Origin of the sequence: [Anoxybacillus] calidus (genome assembly GCF_013760845.1) — a bacterium.
In the GTDB taxonomy this organism is placed as follows: Bacteria; Bacillota; Bacilli; order Bacillales; family Anoxybacillaceae; genus Paranoxybacillus; species Paranoxybacillus calidus.
Genome location: NZ_JACDUU010000002.1, coordinates 506,059 through 532,218 on the forward strand (window position 1 = coordinate 506,059; position 26,160 = coordinate 532,218).

Annotated in this window: 26 protein-coding genes, 3 pseudogenes and 1 riboswitch; of the genes and pseudogenes, 18 read left to right on the forward strand and 11 right to left on the reverse strand. The window is 39.3% G+C overall.

The features are described 5' to 3' along the window. Window positions 1-11 precede the first annotated feature (11 nt). From HNQ85_RS06725 to HNQ85_RS06740, 4 genes are all read left to right on the forward strand, one after another. Window positions 12-986, forward strand: coding sequence for a branched-chain amino acid ABC transporter permease (locus HNQ85_RS06725; protein WP_181537018.1), 975 nt, complete (start codon window positions 12-14; stop codon window positions 984-986). Beyond that, the gene (locus HNQ85_RS06730; RefSeq protein WP_181536969.1) at window positions 961-1,740 is read left to right on the forward strand and encodes an ABC transporter ATP-binding protein; all 780 of its coding nucleotides are present in this window, start codon (window positions 961-963) and stop codon (window positions 1,738-1,740) included. Before HNQ85_RS06725 ends, HNQ85_RS06730 begins: the two co-directional genes overlap by 26 nt. Then, entirely contained in the window at window positions 1,740-2,447 is a 708-nt protein-coding gene (locus HNQ85_RS06735) for an ABC transporter ATP-binding protein (RefSeq protein WP_181536970.1), read from the forward strand. The genes HNQ85_RS06730 and HNQ85_RS06735 overlap by 1 nt, the downstream gene beginning before the upstream one ends. 419 nt (window positions 2,448-2,866) lie before the next feature. After that, window positions 2,867-4,294 carry an aldehyde dehydrogenase family protein gene (locus tag HNQ85_RS06740; RefSeq protein ID WP_181536971.1) on the forward strand — a complete coding sequence of 476 codons (1,428 nt, stop codon included), beginning with the start codon at window positions 2,867-2,869 and terminating at the stop codon, window positions 4,292-4,294. Between the two features lie 505 nt (window positions 4,295-4,799). Here HNQ85_RS06740 and HNQ85_RS06745 read toward each other — a convergent pair. The 3 genes from HNQ85_RS06745 to HNQ85_RS06755 all read right to left on the reverse strand — a co-directional run bounded on the left by HNQ85_RS06745 (window position 4,800) and on the right by HNQ85_RS06755 (window position 6,898). Beyond that, the gene (locus tag HNQ85_RS06745; RefSeq protein WP_246326795.1) at window positions 4,800-5,126 is read right to left on the reverse strand and encodes a hypothetical protein; all 327 of its coding nucleotides are present in this window, start codon (window positions 5,124-5,126) and stop codon (window positions 4,800-4,802) included. A 220-nt stretch (window positions 5,127-5,346) separates the two neighbouring features. Then, entirely contained in the window at window positions 5,347-5,802 is a 456-nt protein-coding gene (locus HNQ85_RS06750) for a CBO0543 family protein (protein ID WP_181536972.1), read from the reverse strand. Further along, window positions 5,729-6,898: a DUF2515 domain-containing protein gene (locus HNQ85_RS06755; RefSeq protein WP_409994122.1), complete on the reverse strand. Its 1,170-nt coding sequence runs from the start codon at window positions 6,896-6,898 to the stop codon at window positions 5,729-5,731. Before HNQ85_RS06755 ends, HNQ85_RS06750 begins: the two co-directional genes overlap by 74 nt. A gap of 98 nt (window positions 6,899-6,996) precedes the next feature. On the opposite strand from HNQ85_RS06755, the gene shc reads away from it, so the two are divergent. The 6 genes from shc to HNQ85_RS06785 all read left to right on the forward strand — a co-directional run bounded on the left by shc (window position 6,997) and on the right by HNQ85_RS06785 (window position 13,808). Continuing rightward, the gene (gene shc / locus HNQ85_RS06760; protein WP_343046493.1) at window positions 6,997-8,877 is read left to right on the forward strand and encodes a squalene--hopene cyclase; all 1,881 of its coding nucleotides are present in this window, start codon (window positions 6,997-6,999) and stop codon (window positions 8,875-8,877) included. A gap of 434 nt (window positions 8,878-9,311) precedes the next feature. Next, window positions 9,312-10,073, forward strand: a complete 762-nt coding sequence (locus tag HNQ85_RS06765) for an IclR family transcriptional regulator (protein ID WP_181536974.1) — start codon at window positions 9,312-9,314, stop codon at window positions 10,071-10,073. Next, window positions 10,060-10,806 carry a 5-oxoprolinase subunit PxpB gene (gene pxpB, locus HNQ85_RS06770; RefSeq protein ID WP_181536975.1) on the forward strand — a complete coding sequence of 249 codons (747 nt, stop codon included), beginning with the start codon at window positions 10,060-10,062 and terminating at the stop codon, window positions 10,804-10,806. Before HNQ85_RS06765 ends, pxpB begins: the two co-directional genes overlap by 14 nt. Then, window positions 10,784-11,788, forward strand: coding sequence for a 5-oxoprolinase subunit C family protein (locus tag HNQ85_RS06775; protein WP_181536976.1), 1,005 nt, complete (start codon window positions 10,784-10,786; stop codon window positions 11,786-11,788). Before pxpB ends, HNQ85_RS06775 begins: the two co-directional genes overlap by 23 nt. Before the next feature lie 2 nt (window positions 11,789-11,790). Beyond that, a complete protein-coding gene (locus tag HNQ85_RS06780; protein ID WP_181536977.1) occupies window positions 11,791-12,552 on the forward strand; it encodes a LamB/YcsF family protein in 762 nt (253 codons plus the stop codon). 26 nt (window positions 12,553-12,578) lie between these two features. Continuing rightward, window positions 12,579-13,808 (forward strand): NRAMP family divalent metal transporter, encoded by a 1,230-nt coding sequence (locus HNQ85_RS06785; protein WP_181537020.1) that lies wholly within the window; start codon window positions 12,579-12,581, stop codon window positions 13,806-13,808. 170 nt (window positions 13,809-13,978) lie between these two features. On the opposite strand, the pseudogene HNQ85_RS18030 reads toward HNQ85_RS06785, so the two are convergent. From HNQ85_RS18030 to HNQ85_RS06795, 3 genes and pseudogenes are all read right to left on the reverse strand, one after another. Further along, window positions 13,979-14,118: pseudogene (locus tag HNQ85_RS18030) on the reverse strand (fructosamine kinase family protein); the annotation flags it as partial. Between the two features lie 12 nt (window positions 14,119-14,130). Continuing rightward, window positions 14,131-14,343 (reverse strand): annotated as a pseudogene (locus HNQ85_RS06790) (NAD-dependent protein deacylase); the annotation flags it as partial. Window positions 14,344-14,541: 198 nt separating this feature from the next. Beyond that, window positions 14,542-15,438 (reverse strand): DMT family transporter, encoded by an 897-nt coding sequence (locus HNQ85_RS06795; protein ID WP_181536978.1) that lies wholly within the window; start codon window positions 15,436-15,438, stop codon window positions 14,542-14,544. A gap of 303 nt (window positions 15,439-15,741) precedes the next feature. On the opposite strand from HNQ85_RS06795, the gene HNQ85_RS06800 reads away from it, so the two are divergent. The 5 genes from HNQ85_RS06800 (at window position 15,742) to HNQ85_RS06820 (ending at window position 20,165) form a co-directional block, all read left to right on the forward strand. Beyond that, window positions 15,742-16,284: a helix-turn-helix domain-containing protein gene (locus HNQ85_RS06800; RefSeq protein WP_181536979.1), complete on the forward strand. Its 543-nt coding sequence runs from the start codon at window positions 15,742-15,744 to the stop codon at window positions 16,282-16,284. A 109-nt stretch (window positions 16,285-16,393) separates the two neighbouring features. Next, on the forward strand, window positions 16,394-17,500 hold the full coding sequence (locus HNQ85_RS06805) for an ABC transporter ATP-binding protein (RefSeq protein WP_181536980.1): 1,107 nt from the start codon (window positions 16,394-16,396) through the stop codon (window positions 17,498-17,500). Beyond that, window positions 17,490-18,281, forward strand: coding sequence for an ABC transporter permease (locus tag HNQ85_RS06810; protein WP_181536981.1), 792 nt, complete (start codon window positions 17,490-17,492; stop codon window positions 18,279-18,281). The genes HNQ85_RS06805 and HNQ85_RS06810 overlap by 11 nt, the downstream gene beginning before the upstream one ends. Before the next feature lie 10 nt (window positions 18,282-18,291). Next, window positions 18,292-19,095, forward strand: coding sequence for an ABC transporter permease (locus tag HNQ85_RS06815; RefSeq protein WP_181536982.1), 804 nt, complete (start codon window positions 18,292-18,294; stop codon window positions 19,093-19,095). Beyond that, a complete protein-coding gene (locus HNQ85_RS06820; protein ID WP_181536983.1) occupies window positions 19,092-20,165 on the forward strand; it encodes an ABC transporter substrate-binding protein in 1,074 nt (357 codons plus the stop codon). The genes HNQ85_RS06815 and HNQ85_RS06820 overlap by 4 nt, the downstream gene beginning before the upstream one ends. 144 nt (window positions 20,166-20,309) lie before the next feature. Here HNQ85_RS06820 and HNQ85_RS06825 read toward each other — a convergent pair. Both HNQ85_RS06825 and HNQ85_RS17920 read right to left on the reverse strand, forming a co-directional pair. Then, a pseudogene (locus tag HNQ85_RS06825) lies at window positions 20,310-20,581 on the reverse strand (5'-nucleotidase); the annotation flags it as partial. A gap of 926 nt (window positions 20,582-21,507) precedes the next feature. Beyond that, on the reverse strand, window positions 21,508-21,642 hold the full coding sequence (locus HNQ85_RS17920; RefSeq protein WP_343046485.1) for a hypothetical protein: 135 nt from the start codon (window positions 21,640-21,642) through the stop codon (window positions 21,508-21,510). Window positions 21,643-21,985: 343 nt separating this feature from the next. Here HNQ85_RS17920 and HNQ85_RS06835 point away from each other — a divergent pair, with 343 nt between their 5' ends. From HNQ85_RS06835 to HNQ85_RS18035, 3 genes are all read left to right on the forward strand, one after another. Next, complete coding sequence (locus HNQ85_RS06835) at window positions 21,986-23,308, forward strand: aspartate aminotransferase family protein (RefSeq protein ID WP_220129120.1); 1,323 nt, start codon at window positions 21,986-21,988, stop codon at window positions 23,306-23,308. 289 nt (window positions 23,309-23,597) lie between these two features. Next, window positions 23,598-23,703, forward strand: a riboswitch (SAM riboswitch). Window positions 23,704-23,808: 105 nt separating this feature from the next. Continuing rightward, window positions 23,809-23,979: a hypothetical protein gene (locus HNQ85_RS06840; protein ID WP_181536987.1), complete on the forward strand. Its 171-nt coding sequence runs from the start codon at window positions 23,809-23,811 to the stop codon at window positions 23,977-23,979. A gap of 225 nt (window positions 23,980-24,204) precedes the next feature. Beyond that, window positions 24,205-24,336 (forward strand): integrase core domain-containing protein, encoded by a 132-nt coding sequence (locus HNQ85_RS18035; RefSeq protein ID WP_181536989.1) that lies wholly within the window; start codon window positions 24,205-24,207, stop codon window positions 24,334-24,336. Window positions 24,337-24,542: 206 nt separating this feature from the next. On the opposite strand, the gene HNQ85_RS06855 is transcribed toward HNQ85_RS18035, so the two are convergent. From HNQ85_RS06855 to HNQ85_RS17810, 3 genes are all read right to left on the reverse strand, one after another. Next, window positions 24,543-25,376: a glycosyltransferase family 2 protein gene (locus tag HNQ85_RS06855; RefSeq protein ID WP_343046486.1), complete on the reverse strand. Its 834-nt coding sequence runs from the start codon at window positions 25,374-25,376 to the stop codon at window positions 24,543-24,545. Window positions 25,377-25,534: 158 nt separating this feature from the next. Continuing rightward, the gene (locus HNQ85_RS17570) at window positions 25,535-26,011 is read right to left on the reverse strand and encodes a glycosyltransferase (RefSeq protein WP_246326797.1); all 477 of its coding nucleotides are present in this window, start codon (window positions 26,009-26,011) and stop codon (window positions 25,535-25,537) included. Beyond that, a complete protein-coding gene (locus HNQ85_RS17810) occupies window positions 26,008-26,133 on the reverse strand; it encodes a hypothetical protein (protein WP_281363428.1) in 126 nt (41 codons plus the stop codon). The genes HNQ85_RS17570 and HNQ85_RS17810 overlap by 4 nt, the downstream gene beginning before the upstream one ends. Between the last annotated feature and the right edge of the window lie 27 nt (window positions 26,134-26,160).

Here is a 26,160-nt window from a genome sequence, read left to right on the forward strand (position 1 = left end):
GGGAGAAGATGATGACAACTTTAAAGCGGATCAATGGATTTTGGCTCTCAATGGTGTTAGCGCTTGTGTTTTTTGGAGCGGTTCATCTACTAATATCAGGAGGAGTCCTAAATTCCTTTTATATTAATACTTTATTTTTTATGGCTATTAATATCATTCTAGCAGTTAGTCTTCATCTCATTATTGGTATTACGGGACAGTTTTCAATTGGACATGCCGGGTTTCTTGCAGTGGGAGCCTATGCGTCTGCCATTATGACAATGAAACTGCAGATTCCGTTTTCACTTGCTTTACTGGTAGGTGGTGTTACCGCTGCAGTAGCGGGACTTTTAATTGGTATTCCTAGCCTTCGTCTAAAGGGGGATTATCTAGCAATCGCTACGCTTGGTTTTGGGGAAATCGTACGAATTATCTTGCTAAACGTAGATTATGTTGGTGGCGCCAGCGGAATGACGGTAACCCACCTTACAAGTTGGCCGTGGGTATTTGCCTGCCTGCTTATAACCATCATTGTCATTGCAAACTTTACAAACTCCACTCATGGCCGTGCCTGCATTTCTATTCGAGAGGATGAAATTGCTGCAGATTCAATGGGGATTAATACGACGTACTATAAAGTGGCCGCATTTGTGATCGGTTCTTTTTTTGCCGGTATTGCTGGGGGGCTTTATGCCCATCACTTTTATATTATTCAGCCGACGAACTTTGGCTTTTTAAAGTCATTTGATATTTTGATTTTTGTTGTGCTTGGAGGATTAGGAAGCATGTCTGGAGCGGTGATAGCTGCTATTTTGTTGACAATTGTTTCTACTTTCCTCCAGGATTATCCAGAGACTCGAATGATCATATACAGTTTAGTACTTATATTGGTCATGATCTACCGACCAAAAGGGTTGTTAGGTACTCGAGAATTGACGTCGTTCTTCAGGTTACGCAGAGCGGTTGAAGGGGGAAAGCAGAATGACAACAAACATACCGTTGCTTAAAGCTGATCATGTCGGGATTCATTTTGGCGGCTTGAAAGCATTGGCTGGCGTAAACATCGAATTATATCCGGGAGAATTGGTTGGGCTCATTGGACCAAACGGTGCAGGTAAAACGACTTTCTTCAACCTGCTGACAGGTGTATATGAACCGACAGAAGGAAGTATTGTACTTGGTAATGAAAAGTTAAACGGTCTGGCACCTTACAAAATTACACGAAAAGGGATTAGTCGTACGTTTCAAAACATTCGATTGTTCGGTGAGCTTTCCGTACTTGATAATGTAAAGGTTGCATACCATTCTCTTGCTCGTCATTCCATTTTTAGCTCCATTTTTCGTTTTCCTTCTCATTTTTCTGGCGAGAAAGAAATAGAAGAAAAGGCCATAGAATTTTTAAAGATTTTCAAGCTTGAGAGTTATATGCATGAAAAAGCGAAAAATTTACCATATGGGCAACAACGTCGTTTAGAAATTGCAAGAGCTCTGGCGGCACATCCAAAATTGTTGCTGCTTGATGAGCCTGCAGCAGGAATGAATCCGCAGGAAACCCAGGAACTGATGAATTTGATCGCTTTTATAAGAGAAAAGTTCCATTTAACGATTTTGCTTATTGAGCATGATATGTCTCTTGTGATGGGAGTATGCGAACGAATTTACGTGCTGGATCACGGACAACTCATTGCACATGGTACCCCTGAAGAGATCAGAAATCATCCTAAAGTGATTGAAGCATATCTAGGAGAGGAGGTTTCGTGATGCTAAAGGTAGAAAGTATCAATGTATTTTACGGGAATATTCAAGCATTAAAAGGCGTTTCACTTGAAGTAAAAGAAGGAGAAATCGTCACATTCATTGGTGCAAACGGCGCTGGCAAGAGTACGCTATTAAAGACGATTTCTGGATTGTTAAAGCCAAAACATGGGGACATTTTGTATGAAGGACAATCGATTGCAGGCAAAGCAGCACAGATGATTGTAAAACAAGGAATTTCCCATGTTCCGGAAGGTCGTCGTATTTTCGCCAACATGACAGTAGAAGAAAACTTAGAATTAGGCGCTTTTTTAAGAAAGGATAAAGATGGAATTCGAGAGGATTTCGAGAAAGTGTATCATCTGTTTCCTCGACTTCTTGAACGGAGAAAGCAACTTGCCGGAACTTTGTCGGGCGGAGAGCAACAAATGTTGGCCATGGGCCGAGCATTAATGGCGCGTCCGCGTCTTCTCCTTTTAGACGAGCCATCGATGGGATTAGCCCCTTTACTAGTCAAAACGATTTTCCGGATCATTGAAGAGATTAATTCGTTTGGGACTACCATCTTGCTAGTTGAACAAAACGCAAATATGGCACTTTCTGTAGCTGACCGGGCGTATGTCATTGAATCGGGACGTGTTGTCTTGTCTGGTTCAGCGGAAGAGTTAAACGCTAGTGAACAGGTAAAGATGGCGTACCTTGGAGGGCACTGATAAAAAACATTAAAAGATTTAGAGGCTTTAAGTGTAAATGTTGCAAAGTCAATATTTGACACAGATGAATCAAACCCCGCCATTATCCGAAAAAGGCGGGGTTATTCAATCGATGATGAATCAAACTCAACAGCAACGGCTCTTACAGGTGAGCCATCGACTCCTGGTAAATAGAGGGGGAGGGCGATAATATAAGGATCGGCAAAATCAATTGTTTATTATCCCCGCTCGTCATTACCGATGAACAACTCAATGAAGCGTTAGATGTCATCACACAGGTTGTGACAGAACTGATCGACTCCAAATGATGAGAAAAAAATGAAGAAAGTAGACAGATTTTGTTGTTTATCTTACTGATATTTTCGCTTCAAGCTAATATACTTAAATTAAAAAGATTCTAAGCAAAGAGGAGAGAAACGATGGAGAAAAAGAGACTATATATCAATGGAGAATGGGTGGAAGCAAGTTCGTATACTACATTAACGTCGCCTTATTCTGGAGAGGTACTTGCGGAAATTCCAGTAGCGACGGAGTCAGAAGTGGATCGAGCGATTGAAGCGGCATACCAAGCGAGAAACATTATGGCGAAAATGCCAACACACAAGCGAGCAGCCATTTTAGAAAAAGTGGCAGGGCTCCTTCAAGAAAGAGCGGAAGAAGCAGCGCAGATGATAGCGCTTGAAGCAGCAAAGCCGATTACCACGGCCAAAGCGGAAGTAGGGCGTACAATTCAGACGTATAAGTTTGCTGCTGAAGAAGCAAAACGTATTCACGGCGAAACGATTCCATTAGATGCTGCACCGGGTGGGGAGAACCGGGTCGCTTTTACAGTGAGAGAACCAATCGGTGTCATTGGGGCGATTACTCCATTTAACTTCCCTATGAATCTTGTTGCTCATAAGCTCGGTCCGGCTATCGCGGCTGGAAATACGATTGTACTCAAACCAGCAAGCCAAACGCCGCTATCCGCTTATTTTATTGCAGAGCTGTTTGAACAAGCAGGTCTTCCAAAAGGAGCATTAAACGTAGTAACGGGAAGCGGAAAAACGGTCGGGGATAAGCTTGTTACTGATGACAGAGTCAGCATGATTACGTTTACAGGAAGCCCGGCTGTGGGAATAGGTATCCGAAATAGAGCCGGATTAAAGAAAGTAACACTCGAACTTGGTTCCAATTCCGCCGTCATTGTCGATGAAGATGTAGACATTGATTCTATTATTCCGCGCTGTGTATTTGGTGCTTTTTCCTTCCAAGGCCAAGTTTGCATTTCACTGCAACGGATTTATGTGCATGAAAAACGGTACGAGGAGTTTGTAGAAAAGTTTATCGCTGCTACTAAACAATTAAACGTTGGCGATCCGCTCGATCCAAAAACCGATGTATCCGCCCTTATTACTCCTCATGATGTTGAGCGGTCTTTAAACTGGATTGAAGAAGCAAAGCAAGGCGGGGCAACGGTTGCTGTAGGTGGTGAAAGAAGAGGAAATATATTACTGCCAACTGTTATCCTTCATGCTCGACCTGATATGAAAGTATCTTGTCAAGAAGTATTTGCTCCGATTGTATTAATTAATAAAGTCACATCGATCGATGAGGCGATAGAATGGGTGAATGATTCTAGATATGGATTACAAGCAGGTGTTTATACAAACAATATTCATGTTGCATGGGAGGCTGTAGAAAAACTCCATGTCGGTGGAGTACTCATCAATGACATTCCGACATTTAGGGTTGATCACATGCCTTACGGTGGTGTAAAAGAAAGCGGAACAGGTCGAGAAGGTTTACGATATGCAATCGAAGAAATGACAGAATTAAAGCTTGTGATTTTCAATAGAAATAAATAAGAAGAGAGAGAATGATCCAAAAGGTCGCTGAAATGCGGCCTTCTTCTTTATTGTGTTAAAAGTCCTTTTAAGAAAAACGAACTCATACTCAATGTACAACAAATAAATCAATGAGTATTTTATTTTCGACAAATTTAACAGACGGTTCTGGTCTTGTTCTACTTGAACGTGAACCTTTCTAAGGATAAAGTGTGCGATTAAAAGTTGTTTGGCTTCAAAGGAGAGAATGGAATAAGGTATATCATTCCATGAAGATATTCCTTATTTTTATGATGAGTTACGACCGGAAACAAAGAATCGCATCTATTGTGACGAATAGTAGTTTAAGGAGAATATATAAATTTCTTCAAGCTTCATAATGATTCGTGTGGTTGAACCGTACCATAAAATCAATGAGGTTTTATAAAATAAAAAAGAGAGACGGTTAGAGATAGGAAATGTAGTCATAACTGAATCAAACTACAGCCCTAATCAATAGTCTCCCTTAAGAATCCAGTTTCTCTCATCATTTATATTTATAGCATAATAAAAAGAATAAAACTGTTTCTAGTGTAGTATTGGGAAACTGGTCAGTGTTAGGAAATGTTCTTGGGAAAAGCAGTACCTTTTTTATTTCTTTAAACATACGAATGATAAATTGTTGCTCCATTGAAAATGGGGGTTGCGGTGGTCCGAGAGAAAAAAGGTTTTGGTGGCTGAAAAAAACTGGTATTCTAAAAAGCGCACTTGCCGCTTCATTCAAATCATCCATATCCTTGTAAGCCTGTTTTATCTCTTCACTACTAATATTTTCCTTATGATGTTTATCCTTACTAATTTTTATCATCTCCATGTGATAACTTATTTAGGAGATCAAGGGGAAGTTTGGACAAACATATTGATTAATAAGTCTTTTTTATAAAAACTACTAAAATGGCTAGTGTTAACCAGAAAAGTATGATTTTAGATATTGGTGGAAGAACTTTAGGGGCTGATGAGATAAAATCACCGTTGACCACGGTTGGACAAGGTTATCCTCAGATTTGCATACCTTATGAATAATGCTCAATCATCTAGATTGAACTCATCCATCGGTAGAATTTCCAAATGATAGTCATAAAAAGTAAATATCCAAAAAAGGAATAGCTATGTTCCCATTGATCATTGTGAACAAACCATCCGATTGCTTCGGATTGTTTTTCAATAAGCGTCATCATTAGGCTAATAATGACGATAAAAACTCCTTTTTTCCAAGTTTTCAGTTTTTCTATGAAATAAAGAAAAAAAGTTGTTAGGATTGGCAGGCCGACTAGTGTAAATACAATGTTAATGGTAAAAATAGATGAATATGGTCGGACCGGAAAGCTGTACAATTGTTTTCCAACCAAATAAAGATCTAAATAGGTTCCGATCCATGAGGCAAACAGGATGGTAGAAATATAAGCGGAAAAATGTTTATTGCGGGCGGAAAATGGCTTTCTTTGCGATAATTGCGAGTTCCATTTTTTCGAGTGTTTCGCAGTACTCATGAGTAATCTCTCCATTCATATCTTCATCTTGTTTGTTTAAATAATCGATAATGGTCCAGTCATCAAACCAATCCTCGATGTCTGCTTCTGCATGTGTAACGTTTTTCCACGCGTACTCCAATCTTGGACTATATATCCGAGGTATTCCTTGTTGTATTTGACAATCTTTTATGCGGCGTCTGTAAGGTTGCCCTGGCGTTGATTCATAAACGTCATTAAACAGATGAGGCCAGTAATCTTTACGAGTTCCAGTATGAGGTTGAGACATAGCCCAACGAACAACTTTATCCAACATTTCTTTCTTGTGAAAAAGTAAAGAATATAATCGTTTTCCTAATAATATCCGTTCATGAAGCGAATCGAATTTATGTAACGTTTGCCCAATGAGCCCTATATTTCGTTTCTCATGTTCGGAGTCACAGTAAGGAAAAAGAATATGATTTAAGGAGAAAAAATCTTGAAGCTTAAACTGAATGGTATTAAATACTTTCTTTTGAAAAAGGTGATTTTGGATGACTTGTTTTTCCAAATAGCTTTGTTCATTAATAACAAGAGCTATTGCAAGTATATAGGGGTTACCATATTTCCAAAAGTGACTCCAGATGGTTTCCATAAATGTTGATACATGAAAAATAGGAAGAAGGTAAAAAAGCTGTCTTTGTCTTTTCATGCTTTCTTCATAAAGTAGAAATTGCGGATATACATCCTGAAAAATAAGCCAATTTCCGCGCTCCAAAAACGAAAAGAAGGACTGCTGCTCCTGCTTGGATAACAAATTTGATAACAGTTCTCCCTTTAAATCAGTCATATTCCAGCCGCCATTTCTTGATACCATATGTCCCAAAAGCGCCCAATGAATTTCCGGATGACGTTGATAAAAATCAAGGTATGCTTGTGTTCTTGTTACGTTGTTTTCATTTTTTATTCTTGTTTGAAGGAGTATTTGTTGGACTAGCTTTTTTTCCGCTTTGGTTAAATCAGATTCTTTCATCGTTACCGTCTTTAAACCTTTGCATTTTTTCTTTAACTCATCTTTTATTTCTAGAAGAAATGGAGGTAGGACCGGCTTCTTCTTTTTCTTTATTAGACAAAAAATGTCTACCACTCCCTCGATGAATGGTTTTCAAGATGCGGGAATAAGTATAGATAAGTGATCATTTTTCAAAAATGAAAGGGATGACGAGTGTGAGACTTATCATTCAAAAAGAGATAAACCGAATCGTGAATCAATTGAAACATGAACAATCTTCGGATGGATCATGGCGTTACCCTTTTGAAACCGGCATTTCAACAGATGCTTATATGATCATCTTATTACGTACGTTGGAAATAAATGATGAAGACTTAATCAAAGCACTAGTGGAAAGAATCGAAAGTAAGCAACAAGGTAACGGGGCATGGAAACTTTTCTATGACGAAGGGGAAGGAAATGTAACGACAACCGTTGAAGCATATTATGCGCTTCTCTATTCGGGATATCGTAAGAAAAACGATAAAAACATGCAAGCTGCAAAACGGCGGATCTTGGAAATGGGTGGAATAGAAAACGTGCATATGTTTGCAAAATTTATGCTTTCTTTAACAGGACAATATCCATGGCCGAAATTTTTTCCTATTCCTGTTGAAATCATCCTTTTGCCTCTTTCGTTTCCTATCAACTTTTGGGATTTTTCCGTCTCTGGAAGAGCCAATCTTACACCTATTTTCATTCTATCTGACAACAAATATCGTGTGAAAACGAAAAGAAGTCCAGATCTTTCCGATTTATTTGTTTCGAGATTTGAAGAAGATGATTATTGGAGATTGTTACAAATGGAGCGATCTTTTCTTTCTTATATGAAACAGGGAATCAAAAGTTTCATTGGTTTACCGGAATATATTCACTCTACAGCGATTCATCATGCCAAACAATATATGTTAAACCGTATAGAACCAGATGGAACATTTTATAGTTATTTTAGTTCTACTTTTCTCATGATTTTTGCTTTGTTGTCGCTTGGGTATTCAAAAAATCATCCAATTATGATAAAAGCGATGAACGGATTAAAGTCTTTTGTCTGCCAAATTAATGGCTATATCCACATGCAATATACAACCGCAACGGTTTGGAACACTTCCTTAGTGAGTTATGCTTTACAAGAAGCAGGAGTTTCCTCTACAGACCCCGTCATCGAAAAAGCGAACCGCTATCTCCTTTCACGGCAGCACTACCGATATGGAGATTGGGCCATTCACAATCCTTACAGCTTGCCAGGAGGATGGGGATTTTCAAACATCAATACAATGAATCCGGATGTTGATGATACAACGGCTACTTTAAGAGCGATTCACAAATGGGTGACGAAAGAACCTTTATTCCGTCAGGTATGGGATAGAGGGATCCATTGGCTGTTGTCGATGCAGAATGATGATGGAGGTTACGGAGCATTTGAAAAGAATGTAAATAAGCGCATTTTACACCATATTCCGATTCAAGGAGCGGAGTTCTTATTAACCGATCCGTCTACCGCAGATTTAACAGGAAGAACGTTAGAGTTTTTCGGAAATTTCACCAATTTATCTAAACAACACCCAACCATCCAACGTGGGGTAGAGTGGCTTCTAAATCATCAAGAAAAAAACGGGTCTTGGTATGGCAGATGGGGGATTTGCTATATATATGGAACATGGGCGGCTGTCACGGGAATGATTTCAGTGGGAGTTTCTCCGAAGCATCCGGCTATTCAAAAGGCAGTGAAATGGTTGTTAAACATCCAGAACCATGACGGGGGATGGGGCGAGTCATGTAAAAGTGATATAAAGAAAACGTACGTTCCATTAGGAGCAAGTACGTTAACACACACGGCTTGGGCACTAGATGCACTCATCGCCGTCTTTGATGAACCTATACCGGAAATTCAAGCTGGAATCAAATTTATACTCCAATCCGCCGAAAGAGAAGACTGGACGACTTCCTATCCAGTAGGGCAAGGAATGGCAGGGGGATTTTATATTCATTATCACAGTTACCAGTATGTATTTCCTTTACTAACATTAAGTCATTATCAGAAGAAATTTGAAATCTCTCATGTTTGATTTTATGTACCAATCTTTCTTTTAATGTAGTTCCAAAAGAAGTTCCTCCACTTTAACCGGAAGAGAAGTGTCAGGTAGTTCACGAAACTTTGAAAACAGAAAGAGGAACAAACGTGGCACTTACACTTAGGACGTGAACAATAAAATAACGGTTGGCGGAAAAAACAATAAAATCTAAAGGGAGATATCTGTAATAATAAACAAGCACTTGTTACTACTCTAGGTGACAGGTGTTTTTTATCATCAATAGAAAAGGAAACTGTAAAACCGTTAAGAGAGAGTTGTTCAAAAATAGAGGTGCAAATGAAAATATTAATTTCTGAATAAAAATAAAATTCTGTTGATTTTATCTTTACCAATAAATATAATAATCACTAAAAAATATTCATTTTTCAGAATATTAATTCCGATATTCGGAACAAAAGGAGATTCTTATGAATAAAACGGTAGTAAAAGCGTTGGAACTGTTGCAGTTGTTCACGACATATGAACAATTAACGCTGCAAGAAATAGTACAGTTGACGAAACTGCCAAAAACATCTGTTTTTCGGATGGTTCAGTCATTAATGACAACAGGGTTTTTAAAAAAAGAAGGGGAAGCTTATGAACTTGGACTGTCCTTACTGCAGTTTGGTTGTTTAGTTACGGAACGATTGGATGTTCGAAAAGTAGCGTTACCGATTATGAAGCAATTAAGAGAAGAAACGAATGAAGCTGTTAATTTGGTCGTCAAGGACGGCGATGAAGCTATTTATGTAGAAAAAGTAGAAACATCAGAACCGGTTCGAGTATACACAAGGGTGGGAAGAAGAGCGCCGCTTTATGCTGGGGCATGTCCGCGAGTGTTGCTTACTTTTATGTCAATCGAAGAGCAGAAGAAATATCTTGACCGGGTTGAATTGATTCCAATTACATCAAAAACGATTGTCAATCGTGAGGAATTAAAGAATCTGATCAATGAAGCAAAGAAAAAAGGATATACGGTAAGTCATTCGGAGTTAGCCGATTATTCTTCCGCTGTTGCAGTTCCTATTTTTAATCACGAAGGAAAGGTTGTAGCGGGATTAAGTGTTGTCGGGCCAGAAAATCGTTTTCAGTCTTCTTATATTGAACAATTAGTTCCAAAACTAAAACATAAAGCAGGCCAAATTTCAAAAGCACTTGGTTTTATCGGAGGAAAAGATGTTGAACTATGAGTTGATACCGCTTAACGAGAATGCGTTAGTAATCAAATTTGGCGAACAAATTGCTCTCGACATTCATCAACGAGTTCGCCAAGTTTCTATCTATTTTATGGAGAATCATGTGGAAGGGATTATTGAGGTCGTTCCTGCCTATACAACTGTTACCGTATATTATGATCCGTTACAATTGACAAAGAATACAAATCGGAAATGGGATGTAGAAGTCCTGCCTTTTGAAAGGGTTTGTACCGTACTGAAAAATATCCTTTTATCATTAGAAAATGCAGATGCTCCTAAAGGAAAGGAAGTCGTGATTCCTGTTTGTTATGGAGGAGAGTTTGGACCGGATTTAGAAGAAGTAGCTAGAAGAAATCAATTAACGCCGGAAGAAGTGATTGATATTCATACGAACGGTCATTATCTCGTTTACATGATTGGATTTGCGCCGGGATTTGCTTATTTAGGAGGCATGTCAGAAAAAATTGCCACACCGCGAAAAGATTCGCCGCGATTACATATTCCTGCTGGATCTGTTGGGATTGCAGGTATGCAAACGGGAGTGTATCCAATTGAAAGCCCAGGAGGGTGGCAATTAATCGGGAGAACACCACTCCAATTGTTCCGTCCCCATCATCCACAGCCGAGTTTATTACAAACTGGAGACCGTATTCGCTTTCAAGCGATAACGAAGGAAGAATATAAACAGCTACAGGAGGAAGACAATGGGGATTCGCGTTGTTCGTAGCGGACTATTAACTACGATTCAAGATTTAGGTCGATTTGGTTTCCAAAAGGACGGCGTAGTGGTGAGTGGGGCAATGGATCAAATTGCACATCGTATCGCAAACATTCTTGTCGGAAATGAAGAATCAGAAGGTACGTTGGAGATGACGTTGATTGGTCCAACACTTACTTTTGAGGAAGATGCATTGATTGCGATATGCGGCGGGGAGTTTGAAGCAAGTATTGATGGGCATGAAGTACCGTTATGGCGCCCTATTTTTATTAAACAAGGCAGTGTACTTACAATCGGACATTGTCGCGTAGGATGTCGAGCTTATTTGGCTGTGGCCGGAGGCTTTCATATTCCTGAAGTGATGAACAGTCAATCAACGTATTTACTTGCACGTATCGGAGGTTTTCAAGGAAGAGCTTTGCAAAAAGGAGATATGCTTTTGCTTCGGGAGCCGAGGCGAAAGCACGATTCGTTGCTATTTCATAAGAAGATAACTCTTCTTCCTTTTATAGCTATGAACTGGGGAATTTCATTTGAACTTCGTGCCTATTTTTATGAAACGCCAAAAACGATTCGCGTCATTCGTGGGGCACAATTTGCCGATTTTACGAAGCAAAGCCAGGAACATTTTTTGACCCAACCTTATGAAGTAACCCCTCAGTCAAATCGAATGGGCTATTGCCTTGATGGACCTTTACTTGAGAGAAAGCAGTCAACGGAAATGGTTTCGGAAGCAGTAACTTTCGGAACGGTTCAAGTGCCGGCTGAGGGAAAACCGATTGTGTTGATGGCGGATCGGCAAACGACAGGGGGTTACCCGAAAATCGCACAAGTGATTGCTGTCGATTTGCCAATTTTAGCACAAACGAGACCGGGAGAAATGGTTGTATTTCGCGACATTTCATTTGAAGAAGCGCAACAATTATATCTTCAACGTGAACTTGAGCTTAATCAATGCAAAAAAGGGATTATATCGAAAATGGAGGGATGAGGATGCATCGTGTAGACCTTAATTGTGATATGGGAGAAAGCTTTGGAGTTTATCGGATTGGAAATGACGAAGAAATTTTAAACTACATAACATCAGCGAGTATTGCTTGCGGTTTTCATGCAGGTGACCCATCAAAGATGCGCAGAACAGTCCATATGGCGTTAGAAAAAGGAGTAAGTATCGGTGCGCACCCGGGCTTCCCTGATTTAATCGGATTCGGAAGAAGAAACATGGCGATTACCCCGGAAGAAGCGTATGATCTTATTGTTTATCAAGTAGGAGCTTTATATGCTTTTGTCAAGGCGGCGGGAGGGAAGATGCAACACGTGAAACCGCATGGGGCCTTGTACAATATGGCTGCGAAAGACCAAGCGCTTTCAGAAGCTATCGCAAAAGCAGTCTATGATATTGATCCAACGTTAGTATTGTTTGGATTAGCTGGAAGCGAATTAATTAAAGCAGGAGAAAGAGTTGGCTTAAAGACAGCTAATGAAGTGTTTGCTGATCGTACGTATCAACACGATGGTTCGTTAACATCACGGCGTGGTGATCCTAACGCATTAATAAATGACGAGCAAGTAGCGATACAGCAAGTGATTCGAATGGTGAAGGAAGGGAAAGTGAGATCACAGCAAGGAGTCGATGTGAATATTCAAGCAGATACGGTTTGTATTCATGGAGATGGTCCACATGCGTTAACATTTGCCAAAAAAATTCGCGAAAAGCTAGCAGAATCTGAAATTGTTGTTCAATCTATTCGTTAATGATAAAGGGGAAAGAGAAAATGAACATGGAAAAAGAAGCGAAGAAAAACATAGTAATACCATCTGTAAAACAATCCTCACGGATGAGTATATTGTTAGGTGCAATATTTTTAATGGCTACTTCAGCAATCGGACCAGGATTTCTTACACAAACGACTGTATTTACACAACAGTTGGCAGCAAGCTTTGGATTTGTCATTCTTGTTTCCATTTTACTTGATATTGGAGCACAGATGAACATTTGGAGAATTATGGCTGCTTCTGAAAAACGAGCACAAGATATAGCGAATTTAGTGCTACCAGGATTAGGGTATGTTGTTGCCGGACTCATTGTTCTCGGTGGATTGGCGTTTAATATCGGGAATATTGCTGGAGCAGGCCTTGGAATGAATGTATTGTTTGGAGTTTCAGTGGAAACAGGAGCGCTGATTAGCGCAGTGATTGCTGTTGCGATCTTCCTTGTCCGTGAAGCCTCTAAAGTAATGGACCGCTTTGCACAGTTGATGGGGATTATCATGATAGGTTTAACACTGTATGTTGTATTTACAGCAAAGCCGCCAGTAGGAGAAGCGATAGTAAAATCATTTGTTCCTGATACGATTGATATGTTTGCTATTGTGACGCTCGTCGGCGGTACTGTTGGAGGGTATATTACGTTTGCAGGCGGTCACCGTTTGTTAGATGCAGGTATCAAAGGGAAGGACGCTTTACCGCAAGTGACACGCAGTGCAATTTCCGCCATTGGTGTAGCTTCTATTATGAGGATTGTTTTATTTTTAGCAGCGCTAGGTGTTGTTGCTAAAGGGCTTACAATCGATTCTTCCAACCCGCCAGCTTCCGTGTTTCAATTAGCGGCAGGAGAAATTGGATATAAATTATTTGGTATTGTGATGTGGGCAGCAGCGATCACATCGGTAATTGGTGCAGCTTATACATCGGTATCATTTATTCGTACGTTCCACAAAAATTTAGAAACGTATCATCGTTGGATTATTGTTATCTTTATTATTGTCTCTACTCTTGTTTTCGTATCATTTGGAAAGCCGGTTAAAACGCTTCTTCTTGTTGGATCATTAAATGGATTGATTTTGCCAATCTCACTTGGGGTCATGCTGGTTGCAGCATACCAACGCAATATCGTTGGAGATTATAAGCATCCGCTTTGGATGACGATTTTTGGTGGAATTGTCGTGATTGCTATGGCTTATATGGGAATTTATACATTAATCACCCAAATTCCACAGTTATTTTCATAAGCCGCTCTTATAAGTAACTTTACAGAGTAATTAGACCAATGGAAAGCACTATTACGGTTCTTCTGAAGAAATCTAATCTATCATTACGTGAATAATGCAACAACAAGATAAAAAGGGGAAATTTTATTAACTGCCCCAGAAACCAATAAGGTTTCTGGGGTTATTTTTTAAATCCAATTTCCTCTCCAAAGGTTACCATGCAGTAAAGAAGGGCAGCATTTTTAGGAAGCCATCGTTCAAGCGAAACTAACAATTTTTCTAGTGTGTTTCGTCTAGATGTTGGCATTCTTCCTTTTTGTTCCGCTAATTGGTCATGTTTCTTCTATTCACCCGTTTTTAACTCATTGTCCATTTCTTTAAGAACTTCATCGATTTTTCGCTGATGGATGACTAAATCCGCCCATTCATCCAATTCTGTCGGCTCCATATTCACAATGACCAGCTTGGCGCCGTTTCGTTTGGCTAAGAACGGCAGTTGATTGGCCGGTGATACTTGTAAATAAGAGCCTAAGACGATTAATAATTCCGCAATCCTGTTTGTGCCGAAAGGAAATCCGGCAGCCCGCTTTCTGTCGACATGCGAGCACCTGTAAGCACGACGATAACCATTGCGCTAACATTTTTTTCACCTTATTAACGATTTTTAACCATTATACAATAACTCATTGCGGAATTTTGAGTACCATCTTTTTGTTTTTGTATAGGGAGATTTTTTTCGAATTTATATAAAAATCTACAACTGCGCGCTTGTTATGACCTTCTTTTTTAGTTTAGGTATTTTTGTAGCAAAATAGACTCCGATGAGCACTAGAGTACCGCCGATTATTTGTGATACGAGAAGTTTTTCTCCTAATATTAATGTAATGATGGCAGTAAATACCGTAATCAAATTTAAATATACACCCGCATGGCCAGGCCCCACTTTTTTTACAGCCATATTCCAAAAAACAAAGGAACAGACTGATGGAAACAGCCACATATAGATAATTCCCGTAACTCCTCTTGCGCTTAATTGGGTCATATCAAACGGTTGCAGGAGAAGAAATGGAAATAAAAAAATGACACTAAGAAGAACCGAACAAGCTGTTGTCGTAATCGGAGGAACTGCTAATCTTTTTCCAATAATCGAGTAAAAGACCCAGCATAAATTGGCCACAATCATCATTAAATCTCCACGGTTATATGTTGTTTGAAAGATCCATTCTAAATGTCCTTTTGTTAATATGAAAAGCACTCCAATAAGGGAAAGAGCAAACCCTGCAACATTAGTCCAAGTCATTATTTCTTTCAATATAAGAAAAGAAAAAACAACCATCATAGCTGGGTTCAGTGCATTTACTAACGAAGCATTCATCGGTGATGTGTATTCTAATGCTCCATAAAGCAGGAGATTATACCCGATCACACCAAGAAGCCCCATACAACTTAATGGTAACCAAGAACTTTTTAATACTTCTCGGTAATTAGGCCGTTCAATAAAATAAGAAATCGGAATGAGAAAAGCTAAGGATAAAAACCACCTAGTAAACGTAATCCATAATGGACTCATCTCGGTCACAACGTACTTTCCAAATACATAGTTTCCCGCCCAAAATAAATTCGCTAAAATTAAAAATATTCTCTCTTTCATAACAAATTCTCCCTAATTATAATCTATGATTTTTTTGTTTTACCAAAAAATCCTCATAACGGATTACAAAATGCATCACCAGATGAACATATGAGGTCCCACTAATAAACTTCAACTTTCCTTTTCTAATTCCTCTTTTTGTGCGAAAATTAGTAAAATTAAGGTATTTTTTAAACATAAATGGTTGAAATTTCAGAACGATTTTGTATAATGTTTTAAGATTAAAGTAAACTAATAGTTTTATATATATAAACTTCTTTGACCACAAGTTTACTTATTTTAAACACGATAGAGGTTTTATCAATGAAAATCGGAAAGAAAATAAAAAATTTACGCTTGAAAAAAGGATTAACCCAGGAGGAACTTGGTGAACGTACGGATTTGAGCAAAGGGTATATTTCTCAGCTGGAACGTGATTTAAGTTCTCCTTCACTGGAAACTTTTTTCAACATTTTAGAAGTGCTTGGCTGTACACCGAAAGAGTTTTTTGATGAAGAGGAATCCGAACAAAAAGTCGTTTACAAAGAAGATGACCAGACAGAGTTCATCGATGAAGAACGGGGCTACAGGATTCAATGGCTTGTTCCTGATTCAAATGAAAAAGAGATGGAACCCATCCTGCTCACCCTTCAGGAAAAAGGTGAATTTAAACAGTTTGAACCTTCTCTTTCTGAAACGTTTGCTTATGTATTAAAAGGTCGCATTCTTGTTAGGCTCGGCAAGAAAGTGTACCGGGCAAAAGCCGGCGAATCCATCTACTTCCATGCTTCGGATGAGCATCAGATTGTGAATGACTTTGATGGACCGTCCCAATTACTTCTTGTCGCCACAGATTCTTATTTATAATTGGCGTAGATTTGGAATTTCATCCCATCTGTTGCGAACAGAAAGACCGATATGGGAAATAGTTCACTTGTCGGTCTCAATTATTTTATTGAATGAGAGGGAGGAAGAAATGGATAAAAACACCATCATTCGTTTTGAACATGTGACAAAGCAGTACGATGATGACCCACCAGTATTGGATGATGTGAGCTTTGAAATTGAAAGAGGAAAATTTTACACGCTGCTTGGTCCTTCAGGCTGCGGAAAGACAACGATTCTGCGCCTAATTGCTGGTTTCACGGAACCTACGGAGGGAAACATTTACTTTAATGGAAAAGTGATTAACAACGTACCGCCCAATCAACGCCAGGTGAACACCGTATTTCAGGACTATGCATTATTTCCCCATTTAAATGTGTTTGAAAATGTGGCGTTTGGTTTGCGGATTAAAAAAATGAAAGAGAGTGAAATCGAAGTAAAAGTCAAAGAAGCTCTCCGATTTGTCAACCTTGAAGGCTATGAAAATCGTGAAATCAACGAGATGTCCGGTGGGCAGCGCCAGCGAGTCGCAATAGCCCGGGCAATTGTCAATGAACCGGAAGTGCTTTTGCTTGATGAACCGCTATCTGCGCTTGATTTGAAGCTTCGGACAGAAATGCAGTATGAATTGCGTGAATTGCAGCGTCGACTTGGCATTACGTTTATTTTCGTTACGCATGATCAGGAGGAAGCCCTCGCCATGTCGGATGAAATTTTTGTATTAAATAAAGGGAAAATTCAGCAAAGCGGTACGCCGACCGATATTTATGACGAACCGATTAACCGTTTTGTTGCTGAGTTTATCGGAGAATCTAATATTGTGCCAGGTAAAATGATTAAAGACTTTTTAGTGGAATTTGCCGGAAAACAATTTGAATGCGTCGATCAGGGCTTTCACCCGAATGAACCGGTGGAAATCGTCATTCGCCCGGAAGATTTGGAGATCACAAAGCGCGATCATGGAAAACTTCAGGTTCGCGTTGATTCCTTGCTTTTCCGCGGCGTTCATTATGAAATTTGCTGTTATGATCAAGACGGAAACGAATGGCTGGTACATTCAACGAAAAAGGTAGGAGTGGGAGATGAAATCGGCCTTCATTTTGATCCGGAAGCGATCCATGTTATGCGTTTAGGGGAAACCGAAGAAGAGTTTGAGAAAAGACTGGGAGCTTACCATGAGGTCAACCATGAAAAGTAACACTCGGAATCTTTATCTCATCCCGTATGTATTATGGATATTGCTTTTTGTTGTCGCGCCGATTCTCCTTATACTCTATTATTCTTTTTTTGATATTGAAGGGCAGTTTACGCTCGGAAATTATAAAAAATTTTTCACGCCAGTTTATTTAAGAATGACGCTTAGTTCATTCTGGTATGCCTTTTTAATTACGGCGTTTTCACTGATCATTGCTTATCCGACCGCATATTTGCTGACGAAAACGAAGCACAAACAGCTCTGGCTTTTGCTGATTATATTACCGACATGGATTAATTTGCTGTTGAAGGCGTATGCTTTCCTCGGCATTTTTGGCACGTTCGGATTTGCCAACTCTTTCTTAGAGCTTATCGGAATTGGAAGGAAGCAGCTACTATTCACGGACTTTAGTTTTGTATTTGTTTCCGTATATATTTTTATCCCATTCATGGTGCTGCCGATTTACAACGCTCTTGAGAAATTGAACCCGTCCCTTGTCGATGCGGCGCGTGATCTTGGAGCATCATGGTGGACAACATTCAGGCGCGTTGTCTTTCCTTTGACGCTTGACGGGGTAAAATCAGGTTGCCAGGCGGTATTTATTCCGGCCTTATCGCTGTTTATGATTACACGTTTGATTGCTGGAAACCGCGTCATTACTCTTGGTACCGCCATTGAACAGCATTTCCTTGTCACGCAGGATTGGGGAATGGGGTCAACGATTGCTGTTTTCTTAATCATCGCGATGGCTATCATCATGGTTGCCACAGGGAATCGGAAGTGAGGAATGTCGAATGAAGAGAAAAACAAAATGGGCAAATATTTATCTAATTGTTGTCTTTATCATTTTATACACTCCGATTTTCTACTTAATGTATTATTCCTTTAACAGCGGCGGTACCATGCACCATTTTGAGGGATTCACACTTGAATGGTATGAAGAGGTGTTTCATGATACCCGTTTATTCATCATCGTGTTAAACACGCTGGTTATTTCCCTATTATCGGCGGCGATTTCGACCATTCTCGGTATTTTTGGTGCACTTGCTATTTATTACGTGAAAAAAAGGCAAATGAAAAATATGCTTCTTACGTTGAATAATGTACTCATTGTAAGTCCGGACGTTATTATCGGCGCTTCTTTCTTGATTTTGTTTACGATTGTCGGGATCAAGCTCGGATTTACATCTGTGCTTCTTTCTCACATCGCCTTTAGCGTACCGATTGTGGTTATTATGGTCTTGCCAAAACTGCAGGAAATGAGCCCGACATTGATTGATGCGGCACGGGACTTAGGGGCAAGTCCATGGAACGTTTTGACAAAGGTCATATTGCCTTATATTACTCCCGGAATTTTTGCCGGTTTCTTTATGGCATTGACGTATTCTCTTGATGACTTTGCCGTGACATTTTTTGTGACCGGCAACGGCTTTTCCACATTATCGGTTGAAATATATTCCCGTGCACGGCAAGGAATTTCGTTATCCATTAATGCGTTATCGACCCTTATATTCTTATTTACGATTATCCTTGTGATCGGGTACTACTTTATCAATCAGCGGAGCAGCCGTCCGGGCGGATTGGGGGGACGAAAATGAAAAAACTCGTTCAAATGTTTGCAGCCGTTTTCGCTGTGGCGATGGCTTTGTTATATTTAGCCTCCCATCTAAATACGACTCAAGGATATTCCGGCGATAACACGTTGACCATTTACAACTGGGGGGACTATATCGACCCTGAGCTCATCAAGAAGTTTGAAAAAGAGACGGGCATTAAAGTGATTTATCAAACATTCGATTCAAATGAAGCAATGATGACCAAAATTGCTCAAGGAGGCACGACCTTTGATGTGGCGGTTCCATCTGAGTATGCGATCAACAAAATGATAGAAGAAGATTTGCTGATTCCCCTTGATCATTCAAAGCTTCCAAATTTGAAATATATCAATCCCCGTTTTTTGGATTTATCGTTTGATCCGAAAAATAAGTATTCGATTCCATACTTTTGGGGAACGGTCGGGATCGTCTATAATCCTGAAATGCTAGGCGGCAAAAAAATCACGAGCTGGAATGATTTATGGGATAAGGATTTGCGAAATCAAATTTTACTCGTGGACGGAGCCCGTGAAGTGATTGGCATGGGCTTGAACAGCCTTCATTATTCATTAAATGATACGAATAAAGCGCATCTTCAAGAAGCGAAGCGGAAGCTCGGTGCACTCACGCCCAATATCAAGGCCATCGTCGGAGATGAGATCAAAATGCTCATCGCCAATGAAGAAGCGGCTGTAGGGGTGGTCTGGTCCGGGGACGCGGCTGAGATAATGAGTGAAAATGAAAAGCTTGATTATGTCGTGCCTAAGGAAGGATCGAACTTATGGTTTGACAACATGGTCATTCCTAAGACAGCGAAGAATATCGAAGGCGCTCATAAATTTATCAACTTTATGCTCGATCCAAAGCACGCCGCTCAAAACGCAGAATACGTCGGCTATTCGACTCCGAATCAAAAGGCGCTTGACTACTTGCCGAAAGAAATCGCCAATGATAAGCGGTTCTATCCGGATCTAGATTCTGCCCAAAACCTTGAAGTATATGAGAACCTTGGCAAAAGAATGCTTGCCTATTATAACGAGCTGTTCCTCGAGTTTAAAATGCATAAAAAATAAAACGAGTGCCTGCCACCCCCGTGTTCTAAAGAACATGTGGGAGATGGCAGGCATTTTTGATGACTTTCAATTTATAACGTTTTGAGTGAACATCACTAGCATTGCATCCATTTAATTCAAAAATTCTAAGCAAAAAGAAGTTCAAGTGTATTTCATGTCGGAAATTTGCAGCATGCGCGTTTTTCCTACTTGCCATTGCTGGTTAAGAAGGTTACGAATATCTTTTCCTGTCATTGTCATTTTCATAAGCTGGTTGCCGAATGGTTGAATACTGTATAATTCACCCCATGTGATTTCTCCGGCATTTAAGTCATTGCGGATACCCCATGGGTTCATGAAAGCGATTTGGGCGTTCATTTCAGCACGTTGCGCATCAGCATTAAGTTACCAAGGGCAGACTCTTCTGCTTCGTTTTGTGAATCGGTGCTGCAAATGCGGTCGAAACTGTCAAAGTACTTGCCAAAACAAAAGCCGGAATGACCTCTTTCATCATTTCTCTTGTTTTCTCCCTTTATGTTTAGATATCTTTCAACGACAATTTTAAAACCTATTGTTCTATAGAAAATTATATATTTTAATAAAATTTTAACAAATTCAACAATAAACAATATATGATGATGTATAAAATAAAGAAGGTTCCGTGTTAATCCGGTTTTCTTACATAAAAGTTATGAATTCTTTGAAAAGGGGAAGTAATTTGTAGTAATCTTATGATTTTATATAAATCATAAAAATTTAGAGGGACAAAGAATATTATATCGGGATAATCGAAGATTAGGAGAACAATATTTTTCGTTTTGTAATAAAAGTTTTTAAAAATAATATTGAATATTTATGTATTTTAGTGTTATATTATTCAAAAACAGCAAGGCTCTATTGCCTCATGGATAGGAAGCGAAACAGTTGGTGGATGAATCACGACACAGAAATATGAATCTAGTTCTTATACAAAGCGAGATGCAGCGGTAGTAGTCACAATCTTTTCAGTCGCTTCCATCGTTTTTAGTTTAGTGATTGCAAAGTTTATCAAATTTGATCATATGTTTGTAGAATTTTATTTTACAGTTGTTGTCGCTAGTATCATTGCAGCGATCATTTGTCTGAGAATCAGCCGCTTTCATTGAAAAAAGATACTTACTATGAGCCTATTGGAAAACAAATCGATGAGTTTGTGCCAAACGGTGCTTCAAGTTTCCGATGGGCAGTTGAAAAAGCGGAACGAATAAAAATGATTCATGAAGTCGTTGTCAAAGGGGTTTACAATGTGGCTGATATTTGGGTTGATTCCGCTTGTGATGGCATTAGGGGCAGTTGCCATTGTTGGTGTTTTTACATATTTATCCTAGTCTTTTTTTAATCTCTTACAGCTTCCAGAGGCTGAAGTAGCTGCATCGGCGATGATCGTTGGCTTTGCTGATATGTTTTTGTCGGCTGTAGTCGGAAGTGGGGGTGAGTCAGAAATCACACGCTTTGTCATTTCCATTCTACCCTTAACCTAATTCGTTCATATATCTGAAATCGGAATTCTACTCTTAAAATCAAAAATTTCAATTTCGATTGTTGAACTGTTCATCATCTTTTAGTAAAGAACCATCATTACGTTACCTGTTGCGGCTTTGATGGCACATTTATGATTCTAAATATCATTAACATAAAATGGAAATTTCTTTTTTCGTAAAGGGATGTTTGTACCAAAATGAAAGGGAAATAAACTCTAACGGCGGTTAATCCCTATTGAGCTGAGAGGATGCTTAGCTTAAGAAGGGGCTTACTACCATCCCGTTAGAACGAAATAAATAAAACAGAGTTCTCTAGGGGGAATGTATGTGGTAAAAGATTGGAGTCACCTTATAGAAAATATGTCTAACCTTTTAGCGCCGAGTATGGCGAAGGACCATCCAAATTTGCCGGTCATAAAAGAAGAGGGATGCTATTATTACGGGGTTGATGGAAAAAAATATTTAGATTTTACATCAGGAATTGCCACAACCAATGTTGGTCATCGTCATCCGAAAGTTGTGCAAGCAATTAAAGATGGTGCAGATCAACTGGCGCATGGGCCTTCTGGTGTCATTATTTATGAATCGATCTTAACGTTAGCCGATCGATTAGCGAAAATTTTACCAGGGAATTTAGATTGTTTCTTTTTTGGCAACAGTGGTACAGAAGCCATTGAAGGGGCGATTAAACTAGCGAAACATGTGACACAGCGTCCTTATATTGTTTCGTTTATCGGGTGTTTCCATGGACGTTCGATGGGGGCGTTAAGTGTCACAACTTCAAAAAGCAAATACCGTAAGTTTTTACAGCCTTCAGGTTCCTATCAAATCCCTTATGCCAATACAGCCGACTGCCCTGAAGGTGTGGATCCAGAAACGTATGTAGTGGAAAAGTTAGAAAAAGATTTTAAGCGTCTTTTTGACCACCAAGTCACGCCTGAAGAGGTTGCTGCTGTCATTGTTGAACCTGTATTAGGTGAAGGGGGATATATTGTTCCGCCGAAGGCATGGTTGAAAAAGCTGCGGGAAATTTGTGATCGCCACAACATTCTTCTTATTTTTGATGAAGTCCAAACAGGATTTGGACGTACAGGGGAATGGTTTGCTGCACAAACGTTTGATGTTGTTCCAGACATTATGGCGATTGCCAAAGGAATTGCAAATGGTCTTCCTTTAAGTGCAACGGTTGCTTCAAAAGAGTTAATGAAACAATGGCCATTAGGAAGTCATGCAACGACGTTCGGCGGTAATCCGATTGCTTGTTCAGCAGCCCTTGCTGTTTTAGATGTAATCGAAGAAGAAAATTTATTAGAAAACACGAAAAAAATGGGTACATACGCTGTTGAGAAGCTGCGGAAATTAAAAGAAAAACACCCTGTAATCGGTGATATTCGCGCGATTGGCTTGATGATTGGAATAGAGATCATTGATCCGAAAACCAAAGAAGCAAATTCAGACGGTTTATTTAGAATATTAGATTTGGCATTAAAAAATGGTGTTCTATTTTATTTCTGTGGAAATAAGAGTGAAGTCATTCGAATGATTCCACCATTAAACGTAACAAAAGAACAAATTGATGCTGGCTTGAAAATGCTGGATGACGCATTGACAACCTATGAAAAAGAAATTGGTATCTATGCATAAGGAAAAATACAATCTAACTAGCTCGCTTTGTTGTACTTTCGACAAATACGGGGGTTACCAGGAAATACAGTTGGTTAACGATTTCGTCTAATGTAACTACACGAATTATAAATGACTTTAAGATTGCGAGAGACTCTTTATGGTGTTATTCAACATTTATAAAATAAAAGTGATTGATATTGTAAAAAATGAGAAACACGGTCAAAATCTATGATTTCAAGTACTGATATTCATTTTTGTTAACAATAAGGAAAATAATGGTTGTGATTTTGGGAGGATCATTGAATAAGTCTTATCAAGAGTGAACGAGAGATTGGGCTCGATGACTTTACGACAACCTTCGCTTCGCGTAAGGTGCTCCTACCCGCAAAGCAATTCGCTTTAGATGATAAGAACGACGCAAAGCTCTTTTCGCTATGAATGATGCGAAAAGAGCTTTTTCGTTTCATAACCGTTCCATATCATCCCATCAGGACTCATAAAGGGGAGGAGGGGAGGTTGTGAATGCCAATGGAATGATTCGCGGCTACATGGCGCGCTATATGAAAGTTGAATCGTTTGTGGTGCATGTCAAACATCAGCTTGAGGAGTTTGATCGAGCGTCGACGTTTTTTATGGATTTCCATCTGAACTTTGAAAAGTGTTTGGAAAAACGTTTCAAATTATTATGACTTATGCAGAAGCAGAGGAACTGAAAGTAGAATCACTGTATGCTCTGGACCGGTGGCACTAGAAAGTCTGAAATCCATTGATACACAAATGATGAAAAAGTTAGTCATCAAAGCGTTAAACATTGAAAAAACAAGAGGGAGAATCACTCATCATTCGAATCAAGGAAACGAGTATGAGTCTAATGACGATCAGCAACGGTTACAAGGTAGCATTTTCAACTGAGTATGTCGAGATGTGGGAAGTGTTACGACAATGCTCGTGGGGGATCGTTTCATAGCCTTATCAAGAAAGAGTACATTGATCTGAATCAGTTTCGTACGCGGAAAGAAGCGAAACAAGCGATTCTCGAGTATTGAATGCTTTTACAACTTTTACAACTGGAAAATAAGTCATTCAAGCTCTTGGTTATCTTATCGCCATTTGACTATGAAGCAGCTTATCACGCTAACTAGAGAAAAGAAGCTGCATAAACAAGAGTTTTTCTCTTTGTTTAACGTGTTTGTTTTCTTGATATAATACCAATTATCCTAAAAAATACCATTTGCTTTGTTCGCTTGCCGTATTAAACCTCTCCCTCATGGTTTCTAAGTCTGTGTAGATAATTGCGAAGTTTCATCCAAATAGACACTTTTCTTTGTTCATTCGTTTTTTCTATTTTTTCCGTTTTTTCACTATGGAATTTGCCATCAGCTTTTAACTGCTCTATTAAGTACGAAAGAGCTTCTAAATGATCTCCGATAATACGTAATACAGCCTTTGGATGTCCTTTATCTGCAAGATGTTGATCTGGACGAATACGGTTTGGTTTCATCACATCCACAAAATGAATACATGAAACTTTGTACCCTTGCAATACAGCCTTCACTTGCGCAAGACATGGATTTAACAATGATTCCCATCCGATTCCGTCTAGGAATGTTCTGCTTATGGCATGAGGAACAGCTACGATTGAACCGACACCTAAATCCTTACGGTGATAAGCTAAATTCAACATATATTTATATAAATCGACAACATAGAGAGGAGGGAGAAGATTAAGACTCAAATCATTGAGTGCAACATCTACTCCGCCAGCAACTGCTTTGGCGAACGGAAGTAAATCATAGGCCGGGATTGCAAAATCCGCATCAATAAAAAGAAGAATATCACCAGTTGCTTGAAGTGCTCCGATTGCACGCCCTACATCATTTCCTAGTGCTTCTTTAAATACAATAACTGTAGCACCAAGTTGTTTAGCGATTCTTTCGGTATTGTCCGTTGAACCGTTCACAACAACGATAATCTCTAATGGATCCATCCTTCTTACTTCTTCAATAACTTCCTCAATAGTCTGCTCTTCGTTTTGCGCAGGGATCACCACAGACAGTTGCTTACCGTTATAAATAGAGGATTCCACTCCCCATCCTTCATAAATGAAGGGATTCCCAACTGACTCTTTCAGGTAATCAGAAAAACTTTTGTGTTTTTTTATCTGTTCAATAATGTCTCGTCTTCTGCCTCCATCGGTATAACCACCTCTTACACCGTGAGTCTGTAGCCACTCTGCCAATGCTTTCAGGTAATTTTTGATATTTTGTTTTTCTGCATCCGATAACACACTTCTATATGAGCATTGTTCTTCTGAGCAAAACTCACTAGGGGACATTGCATCAATGGAATATCATAGCCAATCATCTGTATGGCTTTTTTCGTAATCGCATGTGGCATAGAAAGAAGAGAATCAATATTCAACTCCGTATGCCCCAATACATCATTTAATACTTGTTTCCATACTGTATAGGAATCAGGCCAATGTTTTACCCGCTTTTCAAGAAATGAACGATCTAAATTATTTAAGACCACTTCAGCCTCATCTTTCAGAATTGGTTCCAAGAATTGGCGCAACTGTGAAGCTGGAGGCACAATGTTTCCATCTAAAAACAGCAACGCATCCCCATTTGCTTCTTTTGCTGCTTGGACAAGCCCCTCATTCCGATTCGTCTGTTGTGTAACAATCACCTTGCATCCAAGTTCTTTCGCGATTTTTTTCAATTCTCCATCTTTATCAAAACAATAATTTCGTGTGGAGAAATATTTGAAGCAGATGCGATTACGTTTGTTAAAGTATCCGCATTATCCGAGGCCAAAATAATAATAGATGTCAATTTATTCATTTCCACTTTCCTCCTATTTATTTTACT